12 protein-coding genes are annotated in these 13,429 nt (G+C 70.3%); 7 read left to right on the forward strand and 5 right to left on the reverse strand.

Translation table 11 applies throughout. From position 1 onward, the window contains the following. Nucleotides 1–147: 147 nt before the first annotated feature. On the forward strand, nucleotides 148–2,484 hold the full coding sequence (locus tag ACLQ3F_RS09220) for a M14 family zinc carboxypeptidase (protein ID WP_425847833.1): 2,337 nt from the start codon (nucleotides 148–150) through the stop codon (nucleotides 2,482–2,484). 80 nt (nucleotides 2,485–2,564) lie between these two features. On the opposite strand, the gene ACLQ3F_RS09225 is transcribed toward ACLQ3F_RS09220, so the two are convergent. Beyond that, nucleotides 2,565–2,831, reverse strand: coding sequence for a hypothetical protein (locus tag ACLQ3F_RS09225; protein ID WP_425847836.1), 267 nt, complete (start codon nucleotides 2,829–2,831; stop codon nucleotides 2,565–2,567). On the opposite strand from ACLQ3F_RS09225, the gene ACLQ3F_RS09230 reads away from it, so the two are divergent. Continuing rightward, entirely contained in the window at nucleotides 2,802–3,272 is a 471-nt protein-coding gene (locus ACLQ3F_RS09230; RefSeq protein ID WP_425847839.1) for an RrF2 family transcriptional regulator, read from the forward strand. The two genes, ACLQ3F_RS09225 and ACLQ3F_RS09230, sit on opposite strands and share 30 nt — an antisense overlap. Nucleotides 3,273–3,291: 19 nt before the next feature. Here the strand turns inward: ACLQ3F_RS09230 and ACLQ3F_RS09235 are convergent, their stop codons facing one another. Together ACLQ3F_RS09235 and ACLQ3F_RS09240 are read right to left on the reverse strand one after the other, a co-directional pair. Next, nucleotides 3,292–5,559 carry a ThuA domain-containing protein gene (locus ACLQ3F_RS09235; RefSeq protein ID WP_425847842.1) on the reverse strand — a complete coding sequence of 756 codons (2,268 nt, stop codon included), beginning with the start codon at nucleotides 5,557–5,559 and terminating at the stop codon, nucleotides 3,292–3,294. A 74-nt stretch (nucleotides 5,560–5,633) separates the two neighbouring features. Continuing rightward, complete coding sequence (locus ACLQ3F_RS09240; protein WP_357233737.1) at nucleotides 5,634–6,002, reverse strand: VOC family protein; 369 nt, start codon at nucleotides 6,000–6,002, stop codon at nucleotides 5,634–5,636. A gap of 115 nt (nucleotides 6,003–6,117) precedes the next feature. Here ACLQ3F_RS09240 and ACLQ3F_RS09245 point away from each other — a divergent pair, with 115 nt between their 5' ends. Continuing rightward, nucleotides 6,118–6,672 (forward strand): hypothetical protein, encoded by a 555-nt coding sequence (locus ACLQ3F_RS09245; RefSeq protein ID WP_425847845.1) that lies wholly within the window; start codon nucleotides 6,118–6,120, stop codon nucleotides 6,670–6,672. 166 nt (nucleotides 6,673–6,838) lie between these two features. On the opposite strand, the gene ACLQ3F_RS09250 is transcribed toward ACLQ3F_RS09245, so the two are convergent. Together ACLQ3F_RS09250 and ACLQ3F_RS09255 are read right to left on the reverse strand one after the other, a co-directional pair. Then, entirely contained in the window at nucleotides 6,839–8,059 is a 1,221-nt protein-coding gene (locus ACLQ3F_RS09250; protein ID WP_387350178.1) for an RNA polymerase sigma factor, read from the reverse strand. After that, nucleotides 8,059–8,445, reverse strand: coding sequence for a YciI family protein (locus tag ACLQ3F_RS09255; RefSeq protein ID WP_357202276.1), 387 nt, complete (start codon nucleotides 8,443–8,445; stop codon nucleotides 8,059–8,061). Before ACLQ3F_RS09255 ends, ACLQ3F_RS09250 begins: the two co-directional genes overlap by 1 nt. 435 nt (nucleotides 8,446–8,880) lie before the next feature. Here ACLQ3F_RS09255 and ACLQ3F_RS09260 point away from each other — a divergent pair, with 435 nt between their 5' ends. The 4 genes from ACLQ3F_RS09260 (at nucleotide 8,881) to ACLQ3F_RS09275 (ending at nucleotide 13,383) form a co-directional block, all read left to right on the forward strand. Beyond that, entirely contained in the window at nucleotides 8,881–10,107 is a 1,227-nt protein-coding gene (locus ACLQ3F_RS09260) for a cellulose-binding domain-containing protein (RefSeq protein WP_425847849.1), read from the forward strand. A 152-nt stretch (nucleotides 10,108–10,259) separates the two neighbouring features. Beyond that, complete coding sequence (locus tag ACLQ3F_RS09265; protein ID WP_425847851.1) at nucleotides 10,260–10,901, forward strand: GNAT family N-acetyltransferase; 642 nt, start codon at nucleotides 10,260–10,262, stop codon at nucleotides 10,899–10,901. A gap of 121 nt (nucleotides 10,902–11,022) precedes the next feature. Then, on the forward strand, nucleotides 11,023–11,169 hold the full coding sequence (locus ACLQ3F_RS09270; protein ID WP_167337290.1) for a hypothetical protein: 147 nt from the start codon (nucleotides 11,023–11,025) through the stop codon (nucleotides 11,167–11,169). Nucleotides 11,170–11,343: 174 nt separating this feature from the next. Then, on the forward strand, nucleotides 11,344–13,383 hold the full coding sequence (locus tag ACLQ3F_RS09275) for a hypothetical protein (RefSeq protein ID WP_425847852.1): 2,040 nt from the start codon (nucleotides 11,344–11,346) through the stop codon (nucleotides 13,381–13,383). The last annotated feature ends 46 nt before the right edge of the window (nucleotides 13,384–13,429 follow it).

Below are 13,429 nucleotides of genomic sequence, written 5' to 3' on the forward strand. Positions count from 1 at the left end.
GGAATGCGGCGATCACAACGGCGCATCGCGCTACTCGCGCTGTCCACCCTGGTGGGTAGCATTCTCGTGACGACCGGCCCTGCGGGCGCGGATCCCACGGGGCTCGCAGCCGCCGCCAGCCGATCCCAGCCTGAGGATCGTGCATCGGTGCGCCTCGTGCACGTCAGGCTGACCGGCGCCGACATGCTGGACAAGGTGTCCGCGGCCGGCATCGACCTCGAACACGGCCTCCGCCGCGTGCCTGACGGCATCGAGGGCGAAGTGGTGGTGACCGCCGAGCAGGTCACCGAACTCACGGCGATGGGCGTCGAGGTGCTCGGCGACGACGCGGGCTTCGCGTGGAGCGACGAGGCCGACGGTGGCCTTGGCATCGACGCGGCCAGCGCGCGGGCCGCCCAACCGGCGAACCACGACGCGACGGTACGCGTCGTCCGCGCCGACTGGTTCACCACGAAGGGTCAGGGCTTCCTCTACGTCGAGGCGCGCACCACCGAGGGGCAGCAGGAGGACCCGATCGTCGGGATGCAGCTGGAGAACGACTCGGGGAAGGGCACGCCGTTCGCCTTCGCCCGGACGATGAGCCGGTTCGTCGACTCGGGGCAGTACATGTTCCACCGGAACTTGTTCAAGCTCGACGTACGCCCCAACAAGATCAAGCTGACGAGTTCCACCGGTGGTGTCGCGACCGGCGTCGTCTCCAACTGGCTGGAGGGCGCCCCGCCGCCGCTGACGGCGAACCCGTCCTACAAGTCGGACTTCGTGGACGGCTACCGGCACCCGCAGCAGCTCTACAGCCGGGCCAAGGAGATCGCCCGGCAGTACCCGGACATCGCCGAGATCGTCTACCTGCCGAACCAGACGAACGGGTACCAACGCAAGGCGCAGGCCCAGATCGGCGGTACGGGGCAGTCGGCGGTCGTCGTCTCCTCGGCCGCGTGGGGTCACCAGGGCGGCAACGACATCACGGTGGACTTCGTGGACCGGCCGGACCCGGATCTCCCGCTGGCGGTGGAGGTCACCGGCACGGCAGTCCGTGTCCTGCTCGCCACTGACGCCTCGGGTGCACCGACGAGCACGGCAGTGGAGGTGGCCGAGGCGCTGCGGACCCGCTCTGCGGGGCTCATCGACCGGGCGCACCCGTACCGCGCCAACGAGGGCACCGGCATCGTCGCTCCGACGGCCGGCCCGGTCGCGCTGACCGACTTCCTCGACCAGAAGCGCGTCGGAGCACCGGAGGGCGAGGTGCCGCGCGGGCCCGCGACGATCCCGGTCCTGCGGATCGGCAAGCACCGTGACGGCAAGAAGCCTGGTGTCCTCATCCAGGCGCAGGACCATGCCCGCGAGTGGGTGCCGGCGACGACCAGCCTGGAGTCGGCCGAACGTCTGGTGCACAACTACCGCTCCGACCGGGAGACGAAGAAGATCGTTGAGAACACCGACGTCTTCTTCATCCTGTCCAACAACCCCGACGGGGCGAACTACAGCTTCTACAACTTCGCCTCCCAGCGTAAGAACATGACGAACCACTGCCCGGACGCGAGCGCCGATCCGGGGCAGCGGAACTCCTGGGGCGTCGACCTGAACCGGAACTACCGGGTCGGGTCGGGCCACGACGGCTACGCGGGAGGGTCGACCAACTGCGTCAGTGGCACCTACCAGGGGCCGGAGGAGCTGTCCGAGCCCGAGTCGAAGAACATCATCTGGCTGGTCGAGAAGTACAAGAACATCAAGTTCATGATGTCGGTGCACTCCAACGGCGGCCAGCTCTTCTGGCAGCCCGGCGCCTACATCGCGGACGGCCGGATCACCACGCCGCGCCCGCCGCTGGGTGACGAGGCGTTCTACTGGCAGTCCGCCGCCCGGATCCTGTCCCAGGTCAAGGCCCACCGGGAAACCGTCGTCACGCCGGAGAACGTCGGCGGCTCGTCCGACGTCCTGTACTCCTCGGCCGGCAACGTACGCGAGGACCTTTACCACACCTACGGGATCTACGCGTTCGGCTGGGAGGTCGGGGGCTCCGTCTACAACCCGGCCACCGGCGACTGGCAGGGCGGTTCGTTCCAGCCGGAGTGGGACGGGAACCCCGAGCTGGTCAGTGGCCACGCCGAGACCATGGAGTACGCCAACGGGATCATGGAGATGTTCCGGGTCGCGGCGGACTGGGGCAGGGACAACAAGAACCCCACGTCCCAACTGGTCCCCGGTGCGGGGCGTTACTCCGGGCCTGTCGACGTGCGCTTCGAGACCAGCGAGCCGGCCACCATCTACTACACAACCGACGGCAGCCGGCCGACGCTCGAGTCGCCCCGCTACGCCGCGACCGAGTTCCGTGAGCCGGGGCAGGTGTTCCACGTGACCGAGACGACGACGTTCCGCTGGTTCTCGGTCGACAGCGCCGGCAACATCGAGAAGAACTACGACCCGACGAAGAACGACAAGCGCAACAACTACCGCACCGCGACGATCACAATCGCCAAGAGGTAGCGCCCCGCGAGAATCGTTGCCCCGTCGGTGCGGACCACCCGCGCCGACGGGGCAACTTCTGCATCAACACCTCACGCCGCTCAGCCGCGTCGACCTGCCCACAACGGGCTGTCCACGTAATGGTTGCCGTAACGGTCCTGGGTCTCGCCGACGTCCTGCCAGGTGGCTTCGCCCAGGTGCACCTTGTCGAGCAGTCGGTAGTAGTCGAACCGGGGCTTGCCGGGTGTGATCACGACGAGGAAGTCGGCGTCCTGGCCGTCAGCGGGGGCGAAGGCGTGCGGGGTGTTCGGCGGGACGAAGAGCGCGTCTCCCTTGGGATGAGTCAGGGCGTCGAATGGGCCCTCCACACGTGCCTCAACCTGAGCTGGCTGGACGCTCCGGTGCCGACCAGCACCCTCGCCGCGTTCTACGAGCTGCCGCCGGCGTACCTGAACAAGCAGCTCCAAGCCCTGGCCCGGGCCGGGATCCTCACGTCGACCTCGGGGCCGCGCGGCGGCTTCCAACTGGCCCGGCCCCCGATGGCGATCTCTCTGCTGGACATCGTGGTCGCGATCGAGGGCCCGGAGGAGCTGTTCCAGTGCGACCAGATCCTTGGCAAGGGGCCGGGCGAGCACGCAGGCGTCGACTATCGACAGTCATGCGCGTTCGCTCAGGCCATGCGCGGCGCCGACCTGGCCTGGCGGCGGGAGCTGGCCGGCAGGACCGTGGCCGACGTCCGGGCCGACGTCGAGCGCGGGCACCCCGAAGCCCCAGCCAACACCCGCGCCAGGATCGTGGAACTGCGCTAGCGCGGGTGCCGGCCTGCGGTCAGCCGCCGTGCACCTCCAGCTCCCACAGCGAATAGCCGTACGCGGGCAGAGCCCGCTGGGTGCCCTGGACACGTAAGTAGCGACCGGTCGCCGAGACGGCGATGTCGTCCACACCGCCGTCGCCAGTGGTCGTGGTGTGCACCGGTGACCAGGTGACGTTGTCCGGGGAAACCTGGATCTGGTACGCCCGCGCGTACGCCGCCTCCCAGGTCAGCCGGACCCGGTCGAGGGTGCGGGACGCGCCCAGGTCCACCGAGATCCACTGCGGGTCGGCGTACGCGCTGCCCCAGCGGGTGGCCGTGATGCCGTCCACGGCGTTGCCCGCCACGTGTGTGCTCCCCGGCTCCACGCTGGACGTGGTGACCGGCTTGCCCCGGGAGAGCAGGGTGCTGCCGGCCGCGGTGCCGTAGACGTTCAGGTCCCACAGCGAGTAGCCCCACTGGGTGGCGCGTTGGGTGCCGTACACCCGCAGGTAGCGGCCGGTGCCGGTGACGGTGAGGTCGTCGACGCCGCCGTCGCCGGTGGTCGTCGTGTACACCGGTGACCAGGTGGCGTTGTCCGGCGACACCTGGACCTGGTACGCCCGCGCGTGGGCCGTCTCCCAGGCCAGCCGAACCCGGTTGATCGCGTACGAGGCTCCCAGATCGACGGTGATCCACTGCGGGTCGGCGTACGCGCTGCCCCAGCGGGTGGTCGTGTTGCCGTCCACGGCGTTGCCCGCCACGTGCGGGCTGCCCGGCTCGACGCTGGACGCCGTCGCCGGCCGGCCCTGGGCCAGGTCGGTGGCGGGCGGCTCACTCGGGCCGTCGGTCCTGATCCGCACGTTGCGATAGTTGATGTCCATTCCGGCGCCGTCGTTCTGCAACCCGATGTAGCCGTTGGCGATGGCCCGGCTGCTGACGTAATCGTTGATCTTGACGCCGTTGAGCCAGATCTCGACCCGCTGGCCGTGCACGCCGATCTCGTAGGTGTTCCAGGAGCCGGGTGGGTTGAGCGCCGCCGCGCGGGCGGCCTGGTTGGGTGCCTGGAAGCTGTAGACGCTGCCGGTGGTGCGCGTCGGGTCGCCGTCGGTGGCGTCGATCTGGATCTCGTGACCGGCGGCGACCGGGCCCCACGGGTCGCCCTGCGGATCGGGGAACCCGATGAAGACCCCACCGTTGTCGTCGCCCGGCATCATCCAGTCGACCTTGAGCGAGTAGTTGGCGAAGGTACGCACCGGGTACCAGAGCAACCCCATGCCACCGTTCGACGTGAGGGTGCCGTCGGCCAGGGTGAAGCCGCCCGGCCCCGCCTGCCGCCACTGCCCGAGGCTGGCCTGGGTGCCGTCGAACAGCGGGGTGTAGCCTGGCTCCGGCCGGCAGTCGGCCGCCACCGCGCCCCCCGCCACCTGGATGCCGCCCAGCAGCATCCGGGTGAAGTTCGGGTCGGTGTAGCTCTGCTCGGTGTGGCCGAGGCCGGTGTACCAGGAGCGTCCGCCGCCGTAACTGTGGCACCAGGTGATCGGGTGATCACCACCCATCGACCCACCGGTGTACGACGACTCGTCGAGGTTGGCCAGCACCCTGACCGCCGAGCGGGGGTTGGCCCGGTAGTTGTACCACTCGTCGGTGCGGGTCCAGGTCGACGGCAGGTGCGCGGTCGAGGCGTTGGCCCGGTCCTCGACCCGCACTGTCGCCTGCTGGGTGGCCGGGTGCGAGGCGAAGTACCCGCCGACCAGCCCGCCGTACCACTGCCAGTCGTACTCGGTGTCCGCGGCGGCGTGCACCCCGACGAAGCCCCCGCCGGCGCCCATGTACGCCTCGAAGGCGCCCTGCTGGCCGGCGTTGAGCACGTCCCCGGTGGTGCTGAGGAAGACCACCGCCTGGTACTGGGCGAGGTTGGCAGTGGTGAAGGTCGCCGCGTCCTCGGTGGCGGTGACTGTGAAGCCGTTCGCCGCGCCGAGCTGCTGGATGGCGGCGATGCCGTTGGGGATGGAGGAGTGCCGGAAGCCGGCGGTCTTGGAGAAGACCAGGACCTTGCCCAACGGTGCGGCCTCGGCAGGGGCCGAGGTCACCGTCGCCGCACCGGCGGCGAGGGTGAGTGTGACGACGGCGGCGGCGAGCGGAGTCAACTTCATCGACACGATCTCCTCTGGATCGTCGTGCGGATGCAGGTCTCGCACCCCGGGGAAGTGCCCCGGTGTGCCCGCGTCCGCCGAAACGAGGGCGATGTCGAGACGACGCGGAGCGGCGTCACCGTGCCGGGTTGACGGCATTCGGATGAACATCGATCCACATCGTTGATGAGCAGTTAACAACGGGCGCCAGTGAGGGTCAATCCCCTGGGATGGCCCGGGTTTCCTCAGGAGCGGTGAGCCGCCACGTTGATGACGTTGCCGTCCGGAGCGCGGACGAAGAATCTGCGCACGCCCCACGGCTCGGTGGTCAGCGGGTGAACGATCTCGTAGCCGAGCCGCTGTGCCTCCGCGTAGGCGCCGTCCACGTCATCCACCTGCACGCTGATGACCGAGTCCTCGGGTGCGGTCGCGTCGCCGGAGACGAGCTGCACGGCGGCGGCCCCGACGCCATTGTCGGCGTCGGGCGAGGTGTAGCGGGCCACCCAGCCGAGGTTGAACTCCTCGGTGCCGAGGCCCAGGAAGTCGGTGTAGAAACCCTTCGCGGCGCCGATGTCAGCCACCGGAAGGTTGGGGAGAATACGGATCACGCGCACGCGAACCTCCAGCTCAGACGTCTCGGCCGGCTCGATTATCCGCCTGACCTGACCCTGGCCGCGCGCCTCGGGCTCGGGCGGCGACGGGTGGTCCTGGACTTCTAGTCTGATGACCATGAAGACGCGCAGGCCGGTACTGGTGGTCGCCCTCGTCACGGTTGCCACGATGGTGCTGGTGGCCGGCGGGTGCGTCGCGGCCGGAATCCTGGCCGTCCGAGATGATCCTGCCGACCTGCGTTCGTGCCAGAAGTCGTTGCAGGTCGCCGAGGCGAAAGTTCGGACCGACCGCTGGGATCCGCCAGAGGAGATGCCGGACCTCGGCGATTACCTCGAGATCCACTGGCAGGTTCGTGCTGGTGGCAATCCGTGTTCTCGAGCGCCCGGCCCGACGGACTGGGCGTACCAGGGTGTGATCAAGCTGCGGCCGGAAGACACCAGAGCGTTGGCGGAGCGGTACGAATTTCGGCCCTGGTCCTCCGTCGACCTGGATGAACTGTCCCACTCCAGTAAGCCCACGGACGCCTGGTCAGCCCTCGTGCCCTTCCTGCCGACCGCGCCGACATGGCTGCACAGCACGTTGTACAACGAGTCGAATCCGTCGACACGATGGCGTGTCGGATTCCTCGACGTCGAGCATCAGACGCTCTTCTTCATGCTGAACGACCACTAAGGCCTGTTTCATAAGGGCGGTCGAGCCGAGGCGGAGTCCGGGCGGCGATCCGGCAAGGCGCGGTTTCGTCCGGATACCGGTGTCGTATCCGGACGCAACCGCAACGCCGCCGGTCGTCGTCCGGGCCCGCCGCAGGCCGGCCAGTTCTTATGAAACAGGCCTTAGGTCAGCTCAGCGCGGCCGCCTTGCGCAGCAGCACCGAGCGTTCGCGCTGATTGGCGCAGCGCCGGGCGGCCAGCTCCAGCTCGGCGCGCGCCTCCGGAAGCCGTCCGAGGCGGGTCAGCAGCTCGCCGCGCACGGTCGGGACGAGGTGTGACCCGGAGAGTCGGTTGGCGGCGATCAGCGCGTCCACGATGGCCAGGGCTGGCGCCGGACCCGAGGCCATGGCGACGGCGACGGCCCGGTTGAGTTCGACCACCGGCGAGGGCGCGACTCTGCCGAGTGTCTCGTAGAGCCGGACGATCCGGGCCCAGTCGGTCTCCTCGACCGAGGGCGCCGACGCGTGCGTGGCCGCGATCGCGGCCTGTAGACCGTAGGGGCCGAGGCCGCGCTGCGCTGCCCTGGCCAGCGCGGCCAGCCCACGGCGGATCGCCGGGAAGTCCCACAGCCGGCGGTCCTGGTCCGCGAGAAGGATCGGGGTGCCGTCCGGGTCGGTCCGGGCCGGGAAACGCGCGGCCGTCAGCTCGCACAGGGCGAGCAGGCCGTGCACCTCCGGCTCGTCCGGCTGGAGCGCGGCAAGTGTGCGGGCCAGCCGGATCGCCTCGTACGCCACGTCGGGGCGAAGCAGGTGGTCGCCCGACGTGGCAGTCGACCCCTCCGTGAAGATCACGTAGAGGACGTTGAGCACACCGCCCAGCCGTTCGCGGCGCTCACCGGCCGGCGGCAGCTCGAAAGGCACCCCGGCCGCAGTGATCGCCTTCTTGCCCCGGGTGATGCGGGCCTGCACGGTCGGCACCGGCACCAGGAACGCACGGGCGACCTCCTCGGTGGACAGGCCGCCGACCACCCGCAGGGTCAGCGCCACCTGCGACTCGCGGGAGAGCACCGGGTGGCAGCTCACGAACATCAGCGCCAGCACATCGTCGTCGATCCGGTCGGTGTCGATGTCGATGTCCTGATCGAGCGCGGGATCGGCCGCCAACAGGGCGTACCGCTCGTGGAGGGCGACCCGGCGGCGGATCGCGTCGATCGCCCGCCGCCGGGCCGTGGCCATCAGCCACCCGGCCGGATTGGCCGGAGAGGCGCGCGGCCAGGACACCAGCGCCTCGGCCACCGCTTCCTGGGCCGCGTCCTCTGCCAGCCCGAAGTCGCCGGTGAACCGGGTCAGCGCGGCCACGATCCGCGCCGACTCGATCCGCCAGACGGCCTCGACGTCGGCCGTACCCATCAGACCTGGCCGTTGCTCTCGCCGCCCTGCGGGACCTCGTCGGCCTCGGCCACCCGCCGGACCTCGATCTTGGACCCGCGGACCGCCGGGACCCGCGTGGCCCACGCGACCGCCTCCTGTTTCGTGGCGACATCGAGCAGGAAGTAGCCTCCGAACAACTCCCTGGTCTCGCCGTACGGGCCGTCGGTGACCACCGGTGCCGCGCCACCGAAGTCGACAACGACGCCCTGGCGCGGATCGTCCAGCCCTTCGGCCGCGACGAGAACCTCGGCCTTCATCATGTCCTCGATGAACTGGCGGGTGGCGGCCATCATCTCGTCGAGGTTGGCCATCATGGCCGCGTTCGTCTCATCGGTGCCCCGCATGATCAACATGTACTTCGACATCGTGTTCTCCTCATCCGGCGGGCCGCCTCTCGACCCCAGCATCCCCACGTCGAACGGGCGGCCCGCGGATCGACACGAGCCCGGCGCATTCTTCTCTGTCCCTCGCGCGGCGATCTTGCACTTGCTGTCCCGACATAAGGGGCATCCCGCCTGTGTCGACAACCGAAACTGCATGATCGCCGCGGTTGGGTGGTGCCGCCGACGCTTGATTCGATCGGCATCCGTCAATAGATTGAGGGTGGGCGCCGCCGGGGTCCGGGGGACCGGGCCGTCGGCGGCTGACAGGTCCACCCCGAGCCGGGCATGTCGGTCGTACGCGCGACCGGTCGCTGTGGCGCGCCGCCGCGCCACATCCAGGGCACGTTGCCACGCCGCGTCCGTCCAGGACGCGCCGCCGTGCCGCCTCCGCTCAGCTCGATGCCAGAAGGACCCTTCATGACGATTTTCCGTGCCCGCCCCGCCGCGACCCTGGTGGTCGCCGCCGCGCTGGCCGCCGCCGCGACCACCACCGGAGCGGCAGTGCTCACTGGCCCGGCCGCCGCCGCCCAGGGCTGCCGGGTCGACTACACACCCAACCAGTGGCCCGGCGGATTCACCGCCACCGTCAAGGTCTCCCCGGGGGACGCCGCCGTCTCCGGTTGGACCGTCACCTGGACGTACGCCGGAGACGAGCGGGTCACCAGCGGCTGGAACGCCACTGTCAGCCAGACCGGATCGACGGTGACCGCCCGCAACGCGTCGTACAACGGCAGCATCCCGGCCGGCGGCTCCACCGAGTTCGGGTTGCAGGGCACGTACGGCACCAGCGGTGGCGCCCCGACCGGGTTCAGCCTGAACGGCGTGCTGTGCAACGGCGCCACGCCGCCGACCACCCCGCCGCCGACGACGCCTCCACCCACCACGCCGCCGCCCACCACGCCTCCACCCACCACGCCTCCGCCGACCACGCCTCCGCCCACCACCGAGCCGCCGGCCGGGTGTGCCGGCGCGGTGCTCTGCGACGGCTTCGAGGGCCAGACCGGTTCGACGCCATCCGGTGACTGGACCGTGGTGAGCCCGGACTGTTCCGGCGCGGGTACCGCCACCATCGACACGGCGACCGCACGCAGCGGCAGCCGGTCGGTCCGGATCAACGGCGCCGCCGGGTACTGCAACCACGTCTTCATCAGATCCACGAAGAACCTCGGCAGCGTGGGCAACGTCCGGTACGGCCGGATCTGGGTGCGGCACACCACCGCCCAACCCACCGAACACACCACGATGATGGCGATGGCCGACGCGGCCGACGGCAACAAGGATCTGCGGTTGGGTGGCCAGAACGGCGCCCTGCAGTGGAACCGCGCCTCCGACGACGCGACTCTGCCCGAGCAGAGCCCGGCCGGGGTGGCGCAGAGCCTGCCACTGCCCACCAACCGGTGGACCTGCGTGGAGTTCATGGTGGATGGCGCGGCCGGTCAGCTGCGTACCTGGGTGGACGGGACCGCCATCCCCGGTCTGACGGCGGACGGCTCACCGACGCACGACATCGACGGCCAGTGGTACAACCGCACCTGGCGGCCGCAGCTCACCGACCTGAAGCTGGGCTGGGAGAGCTACGGCGGCGGAGCCGACACCCTCTGGTACGACGACGTCGCGCTGGGGTCGAGCCGGATCGGCTGCTGACCCTTCGGGGTAGCGGGCGGGCCCCACAGCTGCTCACCTCGCGCGGCAGGATGTCTCAAGACTGTTTGGTCGCGCGGTGACAAGGGGCGGGACGCGCATTGCCGCGTCCGCCCTCGGCAGCCGCGCGGTCGGGGACCGAGGAGAGGGCGACAATGGCCAGCACGTTGACCGACATCCTGGACGCGGCGGCGCACGGGCACTTCCCGCCACCGGACGGTGGAACCACAGTGGTGCCACAGCCAAGCCGCCGTGACGCCGGAGTCATCGCCTTCACCGGACACTCGGTGGTGTTCACCGACGAGGACCCCCAGTGGGTACGCCGTACGTTGGCGACTGTCGAGTGCGACCCACTGGCGGCCACGATGAATCCGCGTTTCCTGGGTGCACTGCTCGACCAAACCCGGCGCTCCATGGACACGATCGATCTGCTGACCGTGGCGAGCAGCCTTGACGGGCCACCTCCACTGCCGCTGACCGAGATGGCCGACGCCGGTCATCCTCGCGAGGTCAGGGCACGTCGACGTCGTGACGACATCCGTGTCTGGGCCGCCGAGGGTGGGGTGGTCGTGCTCGGCCGCGGGGTGGCCGGCCGATGGGAGGCGGCGACAGAGGTCGACGACGAGCGTCGTCACCGGGGTCTGGGAAGGGCGCTGGCGACGGCCGCCCGACACCTGGTGCCCGACGGTCAGCCGGTCTGGGCCCAGCAGGCCGTCGGCAACGCGCGCAGCGTGCGCGCGTTCCAGGCGGCGGGTTTTCGACCGGTGGGCGCCGAGGCGCTGCTGCGCGCGACGTAGACACCGCGGACGCACCACTGTGGGCCGAACCGTGATCAGCAGGAGGTTTTCCGAGATCACGCCGGGGGGTATCCCGGCGGTTGAAGGCAGCCGCCCGCTACCCCTGATTGAGGAGAGCACCATGTCGGTCCAGGCATTTCTCTACGTTGTCGCCGTCATCCTGATCGTGCTCGCTGCTCTGCCGCTCCCCACGAGGGGTGTCTCGCTCGCGCTTCTGGGCGCCGCCTGCGCCCTGCTGGCCTACGCCTGGCCGGTGATCACCGACTGACCTTCTTCTGAGGCGTCGTCGCGCGGCCGGTGGCCGGCAGCCAGGGTGTGTGGGCTGCCGGCCACCGGCCTGTGTCGGGCGAGGTCACGGGCGGACACATCGATGCTTGCTGAGCTTCTTTCACAAGCGTAGGAAGGACACCACCCGTCGATCCGCCGTCCAGCGTCGAAGGAGATGCGTGTGACCACCTCCAGAGGGCTCCGTCTCGCCGTGTCCGTGCTGGTGACGGCGGCTGCCGTACTGCTCGGCACGGCGGCCCCCGCCGCACCGCCAAGGACACCCTCACCGGCCGGGCACCCGTCCTGCGACCCGATCGACCCGGCGGCCTGCCTGCTGCCGTTCCCGAACGACTACTTCACCGTGGCGGACCGGAGCAGCCCCACCGGCAAGCGGGTGCGGTTCGCCGCCGCCGCGATGCCCGCCAACGTGCAGGGGACCCCGATCGACCCGACGGAGTGGAACCGGCAGGACGGGTTCAGCCCGGGCTCACCGATCCTGGTGCGCGTACCCGGTCTCGACGCCGCGGCCAGCGGGATCGCGCCGGTCACGGACATCGGCCGCTCGCTGGCGCCGAACGCGCCGATCGTGCTGCTCAACACCCGGACCGGTGAGCGCACGCCGTACTGGGCCGAGTTGGACGCGCACGCCACCGGCCAGCCCGATCGGCAACTGCTGATCATCCGGCCGGCGGTGGCGCTGACCGAGGGCACCCGCTACGTCGTCGGGTTGCGCGGCCTGCGGGACGGTGACGGGGCGTCGATTCCGGCGCCGAAGACGTTCACGGCGTACCTGTCCGGTACCGGCCTCAAGCAGCGGGACGCGCGGGGGTCGCAACTGAGGCGGATCGTCGCCGAGCTGAGCCGGGCTGGCGTCAAGCGGCACCGCCTCTACCTGGCCTGGGACTTCACGGTGGCCAGCCGGCACGGGCTGACCGGGCGGATGTTGGCGGTCCGGGACGACGCGTTCGCCGACCTCGGCCGGGCCGCGCCGCCGGTCACCGTCACCCAGGTGACCGACTATTCACCGGAACAGGATCCGCTGATCGCCCGGCAGGTGACCGGCACCGTCGGCGTACCGTCCTATCTGACCGGCGATGGCGGGCCCGGCTCCCGCCTGCACTACGGGCCCGCCGACGGCGCCGGGACGCCGCCCACGCCGAACGCCCTCCCCACACCGTCCGGCGCGACGGTGGCGGCCGACTTCGTCTGCAACATCCCGCGCAGCGCCTCGGCTGCGCGGCCGGCCCACCTCTCGCTCTACGGCCACGGACTGCTCGGCCGACCGACCGAGATCAACGCCGGCAACGTCAGGACGATGTCGAACACCCACAACTTCACCTTCTGCGCGACCAGTTGGATCGGCATGGCCGCCGCCGACGTTCCCTTCGTGGCCAACGCCTTCACCGACCTCAGCGCCTTCCCCGCGGTGGCGGACCGGTTGCAGCAGAGCTTCCTGAACTTCCTCTTCCTGGGTCGCGCGATGATCCACCCGGCTGGGTTCGCCGCCCACCCGGCGTTTCGGGACGCCACCGCCCGGCCGCTGATCGATCGCGTCGGCGGGCTGCACTACGACGGCAACAGCCAGGGCGGCATCAACGGAGGTGCCCTCACCGCCATCGCCCAGGACTGGACCCGGTCGGTGCTCGGCGTACCGGCGATGAACTACTCCACGCTGCTGCAACGCAGCGTGGACTTCGCGCCGTTCCAGAGCGTGCTGGACGGCTACTACCCGGACAGGGTCGACCAACAGCTGGTCCTCGCGCTGCTGCAGATGTTGTGGGACCGGTCCGAGGCCAACGGGTACGCCCAGCACATGACCGATCGGCCGCTGCCGCGTACACCGGCGCACCAGGTGCTGATGCACGTGGCCTTCGCCGACCAGCAGGTCTCGCCCGCCGCGGCGGAGGTGCAGGCGCGCACCATCGGCGCGCGCCTGCACACCCCCGCGCTCGCCGACGGCTGGTCACTGGACGTGCGACCGTACTGGGGCATCACGCCGATCCGCCGCTACCCGTACACCGGCTCGGCGATCGTGATCTGGAACAGCGGCGCGGCGTACGCGCCGCCACCGACCAACCTCGCCCCGGCGGGGCCGGAGTACGGCGACGATCCGCACGAGTTCCCCCGCGCCCAGGCCGGAGCCCAGAAACAGAAGGCGGTCTTCCTGCTCACCGGCAAGGTCGTCGACGTCTGCGCGCGGACACCCTGCCCGTGACGCCCGGCCCGCCGGGACCACCACCCCGGCGGGCCGGCGCGCACTA

Origin of the sequence: Micromonospora sp. DT15, from assembly GCF_049841475.1 — a bacterium.
In the GTDB taxonomy this organism is placed as follows: Bacteria; Actinomycetota; Actinomycetes; order Mycobacteriales; family Micromonosporaceae; genus Micromonospora.